Annotated in this window: 10 protein-coding genes; 1 reads left to right on the plus strand and 9 read right to left on the minus strand. The window is 28.1% G+C overall.

The annotated features are described in order from the left end of the window. Positions 1–489: 489 nt before the first annotated feature. The 9 genes from V5784_RS11150 to rpmH form a co-directional block, all read right to left on the minus strand. Positions 490–885: a cation:proton antiporter gene (locus V5784_RS11150; protein ID WP_336889097.1), complete on the minus strand. Its 396-nt coding sequence runs from the start codon at positions 883–885 to the stop codon at positions 490–492. After that, complete coding sequence (locus V5784_RS11155) at positions 860–1,564, minus strand: cation:proton antiporter (protein WP_336889098.1); 705 nt, start codon at positions 1,562–1,564, stop codon at positions 860–862. Before V5784_RS11155 ends, V5784_RS11150 begins: the two co-directional genes overlap by 26 nt. Before the next feature lie 232 nt (positions 1,565–1,796). Continuing rightward, positions 1,797–3,647: a tRNA uridine-5-carboxymethylaminomethyl(34) synthesis enzyme MnmG gene (gene mnmG, locus V5784_RS11160; protein WP_336889099.1), complete on the minus strand. Its 1,851-nt coding sequence runs from the start codon at positions 3,645–3,647 to the stop codon at positions 1,797–1,799. Between the two features lie 134 nt (positions 3,648–3,781). Then, positions 3,782–5,149, minus strand: a complete 1,368-nt coding sequence (gene mnmE / locus V5784_RS11165; RefSeq protein ID WP_336889100.1) for a tRNA uridine-5-carboxymethylaminomethyl(34) synthesis GTPase MnmE — start codon at positions 5,147–5,149, stop codon at positions 3,782–3,784. 4 nt (positions 5,150–5,153) lie between these two features. Further along, the gene (gene jag / locus V5784_RS11170; protein WP_336889101.1) at positions 5,154–5,789 is read right to left on the minus strand and encodes an RNA-binding cell elongation regulator Jag/EloR; all 636 of its coding nucleotides are present in this window, start codon (positions 5,787–5,789) and stop codon (positions 5,154–5,156) included. Between the two features lies 1 nt (position 5,790). Further along, on the minus strand, positions 5,791–6,384 hold the full coding sequence (locus V5784_RS11175; protein ID WP_336889106.1) for a YidC/Oxa1 family membrane protein insertase: 594 nt from the start codon (positions 6,382–6,384) through the stop codon (positions 5,791–5,793). A 76-nt stretch (positions 6,385–6,460) separates the two neighbouring features. After that, the gene (yidD, locus tag V5784_RS11180) at positions 6,461–6,670 is read right to left on the minus strand and encodes a membrane protein insertion efficiency factor YidD (RefSeq protein WP_336889102.1); all 210 of its coding nucleotides are present in this window, start codon (positions 6,668–6,670) and stop codon (positions 6,461–6,463) included. Continuing rightward, on the minus strand, positions 6,667–7,005 hold the full coding sequence (rnpA, locus tag V5784_RS11185) for a ribonuclease P protein component (protein WP_336889103.1): 339 nt from the start codon (positions 7,003–7,005) through the stop codon (positions 6,667–6,669). Before rnpA ends, yidD begins: the two co-directional genes overlap by 4 nt. A gap of 51 nt (positions 7,006–7,056) precedes the next feature. Further along, positions 7,057–7,197: a 50S ribosomal protein L34 gene (rpmH, locus tag V5784_RS11190; protein WP_336889104.1), complete on the minus strand. Its 141-nt coding sequence runs from the start codon at positions 7,195–7,197 to the stop codon at positions 7,057–7,059. A 762-nt stretch (positions 7,198–7,959) separates the two neighbouring features. Here rpmH and V5784_RS11195 point away from each other — a divergent pair. Next, positions 7,960–9,831: a chromosomal replication initiator DnaA gene (locus V5784_RS11195; protein WP_336889105.1), complete on the plus strand. Its 1,872-nt coding sequence runs from the start codon at positions 7,960–7,962 to the stop codon at positions 9,829–9,831. The last annotated feature ends 421 nt before the right edge of the window (positions 9,832–10,252 follow it).

Below are 10,252 nucleotides of genomic sequence, written 5' to 3' on the forward strand. Positions count from 1 at the left end.
TGAAGTTTAGCTTTCCATCTACTATTAGTATAAAACTAATAAAAAATTTCAATATATTTTTATAGTGGTTCTTTCCACTGTACACCTTAATCGATTGTTTAAAACAAAGTTTTAAACGACAATTGAGTTTTTAATTTACACATTCTTTCTCTATTTAATTGCTAATGTCCTATTATTTGTCTCGCTTAAGGTCACTTTAGCTTTCCTTTGCGGACAAGAAAAAGTATACCGTGTTTACAACTTTTCGTCAAGTTTTTATTTATTTTTTATTTTTCTTATATTTTTAAAAATCACACCTCAACTATCGTTAATTTTATTGACTCACAAATACCCAACTAATATGTTATTAACATGAAACATTGATAACATATTTTTTTAAATCAATTCATTTTTCCAATAATTTATCTGCACTTAATCTTATTCCAATAGCTCCTATTGGTGCTGTTAGAATTACACTTAAAATTGCCATGGCTTGTATCAACTCTCCTCCTACAACACCCATTTGAAGAGGTATACAGCTTTAGCAGATTGAACAGTTACTTTAGGTAGATAAGCTATCACACAAAACAATCTTTCTTTTAGATTTAAATCTGTACCTATCAAAGCTATCAAAACACCAGTTGACCTGACCATAAGGGATATAAAAACTATCATACTACCTATGTAAAATATGTTTCCAACAAGTGATGGATTTATAGCTGTTCCTACTAATGTGAATAAAAATACTGCTCCTATAGACCACACCTTTCCCAATCCATCCATTATATTATTTCTTAACCATTGGTAATAGTTAGTTATTACATAACCTACTACCATTATTCCTAAAAGAGAATTAAAGTACCTTAGATTATATATAGTTTCAATTATCCTCATTCCAACCGCCATTCCTCCTAACCAATATAGTTTGAAAGATCTCAGATTTTATTTTTTTAGATATTTCGCCAGCTATTACAGCTACTAAAACTCCCACTACTATTCCAACTGCTGTAGAAATTGGTATAGTTATCAAATTTTTTAAAACACCACTACTAGTACCTAAATACATCCCCATGAAAGATGTAAACATAGCGATGGCTACACTGTCATCTGCAGAAGCTCCTGTAAGGAGCATTTGAGGTATAGCTTTTTTTTCTCCTAAACCTCTCTTTATTAGGTCCACCATAGCAGGAACCAATACCGCTGGACTCACTGCCGCTATTATAAATCCTAATATCCCAGCTTGTATAGTTGGAAGTCCTAGTATTTTTATAGATAAAAACATAATCGTTAATCCCTCTACCGACACAGGTATTAAACTGAGCAACACTGCTGCTCTTCCTACTTTTTTTATTTGTTTTTTTCTAATACCCAAACCTGCTATTAATAATACTATGACCAAAGCTAGATTTTTTAAAATTCCTCCTAGTTCTATGGCTACAGGATCTATTATTTTTAGATATACATTAGCCAAACAACCAAAAGCAATCATACCTATTAATTTGGGTAAATATACTTTTTCAACTAATTTACCAACTATCACTCCACCTACAAATAAAATCAAAAATGAAACTAAAATATTCAACATAATTTTCCTCCTAAAAATATATAATAAAAAAACTTCTACACCTATACAGAAATTGTATTGATGTAGAAGCCATTAACTTTTTTCAGTAGTTTTAGATCCTAGATCTAAGGAGAGTTCCATCTCCTAGATAAATTATATCATACAAAATATTTTTAAGAAAACATGATTTAACTTTATTTTTGTTCGTATACATATTTGTTAATATGTAATATCTAAAACAAAATCTAAGAATTTATTTCATATTCTCTAAATTCGTAATAAGTATTGCTATATCATTTCCTGTTACTCCACTTATTCTTGTCGCTTCTCCTATAGATAATGGTTTTATCTGTTCTAACCCATCTCTGGCTATATTAGATAATCCTGTTATTGTTTCAAATTTAAATCCTTCTGCTATTTTCATACTCTCTAATTTTTTAAATTTTTCTATTTGTGTTTTTTCTCTCTCAATAAATGCATTATATTTAATTATGGTTTCAATTTGGTTTTTAACAAATGTTGGCAACTCCTTAATATCTATAATCAACCCCAAAGAATCATAAGTAATTTCTTTTTGTTTTAACAATTCAGATAATTTTACTCCTTTACTAAATCTGTCCTTAGCATCTACACTTTCTAAAACTTTATTTGCTTGTTTCATAGTGATACTTATTTGGTTTATTCTTTCGACTTCGTATTTCACCGTCTCTCTAGCTTCCTCTAAAAATTTAATTTTGTCCTCAGAAACAATACCAATTTCTTTAGCTTTATCTAGTAACCTCATAAATGCATTGTCAAATCTAAGAGTTAGTCTATATTCTGCTCTAGATGGTAATACTCTATATGGTTCTGGAGTCTTTTTATGTATTATATCATCGACTAATACTCCTAGATAACCCTCTGTTCTATCTATTATAATAGGTTCTTTTCCTAATAATTTTCTACTGGCATTTACCCCTGCTAAAAACCCTTGAGCCGCAGCTTCCTCATATCCAGAAGTTCCATTTATCTGCCCTGCAAAATAAAGATTTTTGATTTTTTTGCTTTCTAAACTAGGATATAATTGATAAGACGGTGCATAATCATACTCTACAGCGTAGCCATATCTCATTATTTTTGCATTTTCTAACCCCGCTATTGTTCTCATCATTTTCTCTTGGGCAAATGGTGGCATAGCTGTTGTTAGTCCGTTTACATATAGTTCATTTGTTTCTTTAGATTCTAATTCCAAGAAAATTTGATGATTTGTTTTTTCAGGAAAATTCAATACTTTTCTATCGAGTGATGGGCAGTGTCTTGGCCCGTGTGTTTCTATTATCCCACTTACTATTGGTGAATATTCTAATAATTCTTGAGCTACTTTTATAGTTTCAGGAGTTGTATATGTCAGCCATGTAGGTGCATTATTGTTTTTTTCTTTCTTAGTAAACAATGAAAAATATTTTGGATGATCTTCTCCGTGTAATTCCTTCATCTTACTAAAATCTACAGTTCTCATATCTATCCTTGGAGGAGTAGCTGTCTGATACCTATTCAGTATTATTCCATTTTTAATTAATGCATCTGATAGTTTTTCAGCAGATTTTTCACCTATTCTTCCTGCAGGGTACTTTACATTTCCAATAACTATTCTTCCTTTTAAGAAGGTTCCAGTAGCTAATATTACTGAATTTGCTCCGTATTTTATTCCCAGGTCTGAGATAATTCCTTTTATTTGCTCGTTCTCAATAATAATGTCATCTATTGTACCTTGAATACTATCTAAATTCGGAGTGTTTTCTATTAGTTCTTTCATTTTTACCCTATACCAATATTTATCTGCTTGCCCACGAGTTATTCTAGCTGCAGGTCCCTTACTAGTATTTAAATGTTTTAACTGTAAATTATATTTATCTATATGTTTTCCAATCTCTCCGCCTAACATATCTACTTCTGCAACTATATGACTTTTTCCTGGTCCACCTATGGAAGGGTTGCACGACATCATAGCTATAGTATCTAAATATATCGTAAACAAAGCTGTTTTTAATCCTGATCTTGCTGAGGCTAGTGCTGCTTCGCATCCAGCATGTCCTCCTCCTACAACGATTACATCATAATTCATAAGTTCTCCTTTTCTAACTTTATTTTTGTTTGTATACATTTCATTCCTATATTTATACATTAAATACCAGATATTAATATTAAAAGAAAAAAAACTGCAGAAATATCTGCAGTATTTCATATTTTTTTTATAACTTATTTTCCTACACAGAAATTACTAAATATATGATCTAAAACATCTTCCGATGAGATTTCTCCAGTTACTTCTGATAGTGTGTCCAAAGCTTCTTTTAAATCTACAGCTATTAAATCCATTGGTAGCCCTATATTTATTGTTTTAAATATATTTTCTATAGCTTCCTTAGTTTTAACCAAGGCAGACCTATGTCTAATGTTAGTTATCACTAAAGTCTCAGACGAGTCTTCAACTTTACCTGATACAATGTAAGTATATATTTCTTCTTCCATTTTAGCTATACCAATATTTTCTTTAGCTGAAACTTCAATCCATCTACCCACTTTATCTAATTTAGACAAATCTACTTTTTGCTCTATATCTATCTTATTTAATATTCCTATAACTTTCTCACCATGAATACTGTTGTGTACTCTAAGATCCTCTTCACTGAGTTCTCTAGAACCATCTACAACAAATAAGATTAAATCTGCATCATTTAATAACTTCTCAGATCTTTTCACTCCAATACTTTCAATAATATCATCTGTATTTCTTATTCCCGCTGTATCAGCTAAGATAAGTGGTATTCCTTTTATATTAATAATCTCTTCTATTATATCCCTTGTTGTTCCTGGAATATGAGTTACTATTGCTCTCTCTTCTTTCAATAAAGAGTTCAATAAACTAGATTTTCCTACATTAGGTTTTCCAACTATTGCAGTTTTAACGCCCTCTTTAATCATTTTTCCTTGATTATAAGAAGCTGATAATCTATCAGAAGTTTCTAAAACTTCTTTTAAGTTATCAACTAATCCCTCTGGCAACGGATCATCAATTCCTTCCTCAGGATAATCTAAAACTACATTTATATGAGCAACTACATCTAAAAGTAGTTTCTTTAAATGCAATATTTGATCTTTTAAATCGCCTCTTAGTTGATCTAACGAAAGAGATAAACTTTTTTCTGTTTTTCCGTGAATCAAATCAATTATAGCTTCTGCTTGAGTAAGATCTAGTCTTCCATTCATAAAAGCTCTTCTTGTAAATTCACCCTGCTCAGCAATTCTAGTCCCACTAGACAAAACTAACTCCAATACTTTTTCAGTCATAAGATATCCACCGTGGCAGTTTATCTCCACTATATCTTCCTTAGTATAAGTTTTAGGACCTTTCATTATGCTAACCATTACTTCATCTACTAATTTTTCACCTAAATATAGATGTCCATAATTAATAGTGAAATTTTTTAATTCTTCTACTTTTTTGTTAGATATCGGTCTAAATATTTTCGAAAGAATATTTATAGAATCTTCTCCAGACATTCTAACAATTCCTATTCCACCTTCTCCTCTAGGAGTAGATATTGCCGCTATTGTATCAAACATAGTTTTACCCCATTCTTTTTCTTTTAATCACAATATATCTCTTAGGGTCTCTACCTTCACTGAAAGTATCAAGTTCCTTATATTTGTTTACGATCTCATGAATTATCTTTCTTTCTCTTGGTGGCATTGGATTTAATTTTACTATTTTATCAGTGTTTAATGCCTTCTCAGCCATTTTCCTAGCTAAATCTCTAAGAGTTTCTGCTCTTTTAGCCTTAAATCCTTCTACATCCACTTCTACTTTTACACTTTTGCATAGAGAATTTAAAAGGTACTCAAAACTATTTAAAGTTTTACCTTTTTTCCCTATAATTATTCCATTATCTTCACCAGATAAATTAATTAAAACATAATGGTCTCGAGCTTCTAAAACTTTTACATTTAAAACTAAACCCATATTATTTAATAATTCATCGGCCCTTTCTACTACTATATTTTCTATTTTTGTCTCTATTATCTTAGTTGTTTCTTCCATTTGAATCTGATATTCTCCATTTTTTTTAAAAAAACCAAAAAATGAAGTTGCTTTTGAAATCTCAATGATTTCTACAATTTTGTTTTGATCAATATTATGGTTTTCTACAGCTTTAATTATAGCTTCATCTTTTGATTTAGCTTTGATTTGATAAGTTAAATTCATTTTATGTCTCATCCCTTCTACTCATAATATAATATTGTTGTGCTACTGAAGCTAAACTCGATACGAACCAATACAACTGTAATCCTGATGGCATCTTATATGAGATAAATATCATCATTACAGGAAACATATAAGTCATCATTTTCATTTGTGGATTGGAAGATCCTTGACTTGCACTCATTAATTTTTGTTGGAAATAAGATACAGCACCATTTAATAATGGTAATAAGTAAATCGGATCTGGTTGAGATAAAGTTAACCAAAGAAATTTAGACCCCTCTGCTATAACTCCTCCATCTGCTCCTGTTTTTCTTAAAACTCCGAAAAGTGCAAATAATATTGGCATTTGTAATAATATGGGCAAACAACCACTTGCTGGATTTACCTTATTTATTTTATATAGTTCAATTGTTTTTTGATTTAATGTTTGTGAATCATTTTTATATTTTTCTTTAAGTGCTTCTAATTTTGGTTGTAGCTTTTTCATTGCACCCATTGATTTATCTTGTTTTAAAGTAAGTGGTAACAAAACTAATTTAATTAAAATTGTTATACCAATTATGGCTAACCCATAATTTCCAAAAATATTGTACATTATTTCTATTGCACTTTCTAAAAAGCCTTGAAGTGCTCCATATCCGGGTATTGTCAACTTTGTTCCTCCTCATAATTTAAGGTACCGGGTCGTAACCACCCTTGGAAAAAGGATGACATTTTGATAATCTTTTAAGACCTAGATATAAACCTTTTATACTTCCGTATTTTTTTATTGCTAAAATCATATAACTAGAACAAGTAGGTTCAAACCTACAATTTTTTTTTAAGAGTGGTGATATAAACCATTGATATAAGCTTACAAAAAATATTAAAATATATTTCATAGAAATATATTAGCTCTTTTAAAAATTTTTATACTATCTTTTTCTATCATGGATAATTCTAAAATCTTAAATTTTTCTCCTGCATTTTTTTTAGCAATAAATACTATGTCATAACCTTGTTTTAAATTTTTATTTTGTCCTCTAAAATTTTCTCTAAAAAGTCTTTTTAATTTATTCCGACAAACAGCATTGCCAGTTTTTTTACTAGCTACTACTCCTAATCTATTTTCTTTTAAATTGTTTTTTTTTAAATAGATCAACTGAAAATAACCAAAGTGTTTTTCTCCTTGGTTATATACTTTTAAGAATTCAGATTTAGTTTTTAATTTCAACATAAAATCTCCTTAAAATATTTTTAAAAACCCGGTGAATATAAACACCGGGTTTTATGCTGACAATATCGTTCTACCTTTAGCTCTTCTTCTTTTTAAAACAGTTCTTCCTGCTTTAGTTGCCATTCTCTTTCTGAATCCATGTTCCTTTTTTCTTTTTCTTTTATTTGGTTGAAACGTTCTCTTGCTTGCCATCTTTGATTTACACCTCCTAATATTGCTTTTTAAAAAACTGTCATTTCAGTTTATTATTTTAATATATAAGTTATATTTTGTCAAGATAATTTTTAATAAGTTTTTTATAAAAGTAACCAAAAGAGTATTTGTTTTTTGTAAGATGTAGTAAAAGTAAAGTTAATATTTGTTATAAGAAAATTCTATATTTTATAAGGGCTAGAAAAGCAATAAACCTATTATTATTATTATTGTAAGTATACACATCCTGAAGACCTTTAAATATAAGAATTTTTATCTTTAGGGATAATTTAAATCTAATAAATACGTAGTTTATTAAAGGAATAAATTATTATTGTGTGTGTACATAACAATAATTCATTAATTTTAAAGGGATTAGATATATAGGGGCAGCTTAAAGTTCAGTAAATTCAATAAAATCAATATAATACAATTATTATTGTGCATATACATAGTTAAAGGCTATTATTTTCAATGGTTGTTTTTTATAATCCTAATATTATTAAGATTAGTTGGAGGATAGATATTATTAATGTTAGTATACATATTTTATTGCTATTTTATTAAAATATTAAAAAAGTGATTTTTTATGATTATTATTTAATTTAAAAAAATATAGTAAAAAGAATGATATGCCTATTAAATATAACAAATAATATGTATACCGTCAAAAATAAAAATTGAATTTATTTAGTTTTGATGATATTATGTATGATACTTAGGATTATTATTGTTAATGGACAAAAAATTGATGGAGGAGTTATGTCGAAGGAAATAAATGTAGGTTTAATAGATGAATTTAATTTAAATAAAACCGGATCATTGTTGACTGACTTGACTAAAGTTGATATAAAAATGAGTCAACTTCCTGAAATAGAAGTTAGAGAAGTTGTGATAAAAGAAACTGGAAATTTTTTAGATTTAAAAGAAAATATAATAAATATACCAATAGAAATGATAGTTTTTCCATTTTTTACCCCTCAAAAACAAAATAAAAAAATAAATTTTAAATATTCTTTTGAAGATTTAGGAGTGACTATGTATTGTACACTAGTTGCTAAAAATTCAGAAGATAAAATATACCAACCATCTATGTTTGAAGAAAAAATTTATACATATTTGATATCTTTATATGAGTTGAAAAAAGAAACCAATGATACAGATGAGTATATAAAATTTGAAATTTCAGATTTTATAGTTAATTTTTTAGGAAATAAGATGAATAGAAATTATTATACCAAAGTGGCTCAGGCGCTAAAAAATTTAAAAAGTACCGAATATCAGTTTGAAGTATCTAACCACAGTAAGTTAGGAAACTATCAATTTGAAGATGAGGAATTTAAACTTCTTACCTACCAAAAACTTAAAGTGGGAACAAAAGTATTCTATAAAATAACTTTGAATAAAAATATTAGAAATAAAATTAAAGATAAAAGGTATATAAAATATAACTCTAAAGCCCTTATAGAAATAATGGAAAAAGACCCTATTGCTGCTAGAATTTATAAGTATATAAGTAAAATTAGGTATTCTAAACAAGAAGATTCTATAAATATGAGAACTTTAGCAGCTATAATTCCATTAAAAATGGAACAGAAAACAGAAAGAATTAATAAAACTGGTGAGAAAAGGATCTATGTATTGAGCAGGGTAAAGCAGGTTTTGAAGAGAATTGAGAAAGCATTTTTACTTTTAGAAGAATTGGGATATATGGAATATTTTAATTCTGAATTTATTGCTGAAGAGGATAGTTATTATATAAACTATAGATTTAATCAAGATAAAGACGGAACTTGTCATATATCTAGTTATCTAAATGGACAAGAAAAGCAAGTTGAATATAAAGGCAAATGGGATGCAGTAAATGCTGCTAAGAAAGCTAAAAAAGAAAAATCATTTCTAACTAAAGAAAAAATAAAGGACAAGATAAAAAAGATAGAAATAAGAGATGATAATGAGATAATAGATGCTGAGGTAGTTACTGTAAAGGTTGATAGGAACAAAACTAATGAAATTAACCTATCTGAAGATGTAAAAGAAAGATTAAAAGACTTTTCAGAGGAACTACAAAGTAAGATAATTAAGTGTAAAAGAAATATATTTGTTTCGAAAGCTTGGAATAAAAGGGTAGATAATAAATTTAAAAAGATTACAAGGGAAGATGGAGAAGAGGTAGCTATTGATATATTAAACCTTTTATATAAACGTCTTAACTCGGAAATAAAATCAACTTTAGTCCAGTATATAAATGGAATATTGAGAAACCTAAGAAAGATGGATAGAAATGCGATAAAATCCAATAAAAATAATCTAACATTATTTAATCAAATAACTAGGGAAAAACCTTTAAAGAGTAAAAAGCAACTAAAAAAAGCAAGAAAACATTTGAAAAATCCAGAAGTAACGAATAGAAAAGATGTTATTGAAGATCTTCCAAAACATGATATTATGCAAGATTATCATGGATTAGATGACTTTGAAAAATTGATAATAGAAGAAAAAGCTTTGCAATTATGTTCTCAATATGAAGATATACCAAAAGAATTTTTATATAATTTAAGAAAGGTGTCTAAAAGAGTATATTTTATAACATTGAAAAAATATATAGGGATAGCTTTAAAAGATGGGAAATAACCAATAAAAAAAGATCGCTGATGTGGTCTTTTTTTATTGGTTGATGTTTTATTATTGAATGTATACATAGTTATGGATAAGAGTCTATATATTATAATATATGGGCAAAAATAAAATTATTTTCTTCGTCCTTAATTTATTATTATTGATCGTAGACATAAATGATAGGTGTATAATCATTTCAAGTCGACCACTTGAAATAAAAAAAGACCTTTTTTCATAAAAACCGATATAATGTAGTTACGACAACAAACATTAAAGGAATTAATTTATGAAAAAAAGATATAAACATTTTAGCATATATGAAAGAGAAAAAATATTGTTATTTTTAGGAGAAAAATTATCTCTTAGAGCTATGGGTAAGAAATTAGGACGTTCGCATACTAGTGTTAGTGGTGAGATCAAAAGAAACTCTGTGAAT

Origin of the sequence: Psychrilyobacter sp. (assembly GCF_037132775.1) — a bacterium.
Classification (GTDB): domain Bacteria; phylum Fusobacteriota; class Fusobacteriia; order Fusobacteriales; family Fusobacteriaceae; genus Psychrilyobacter.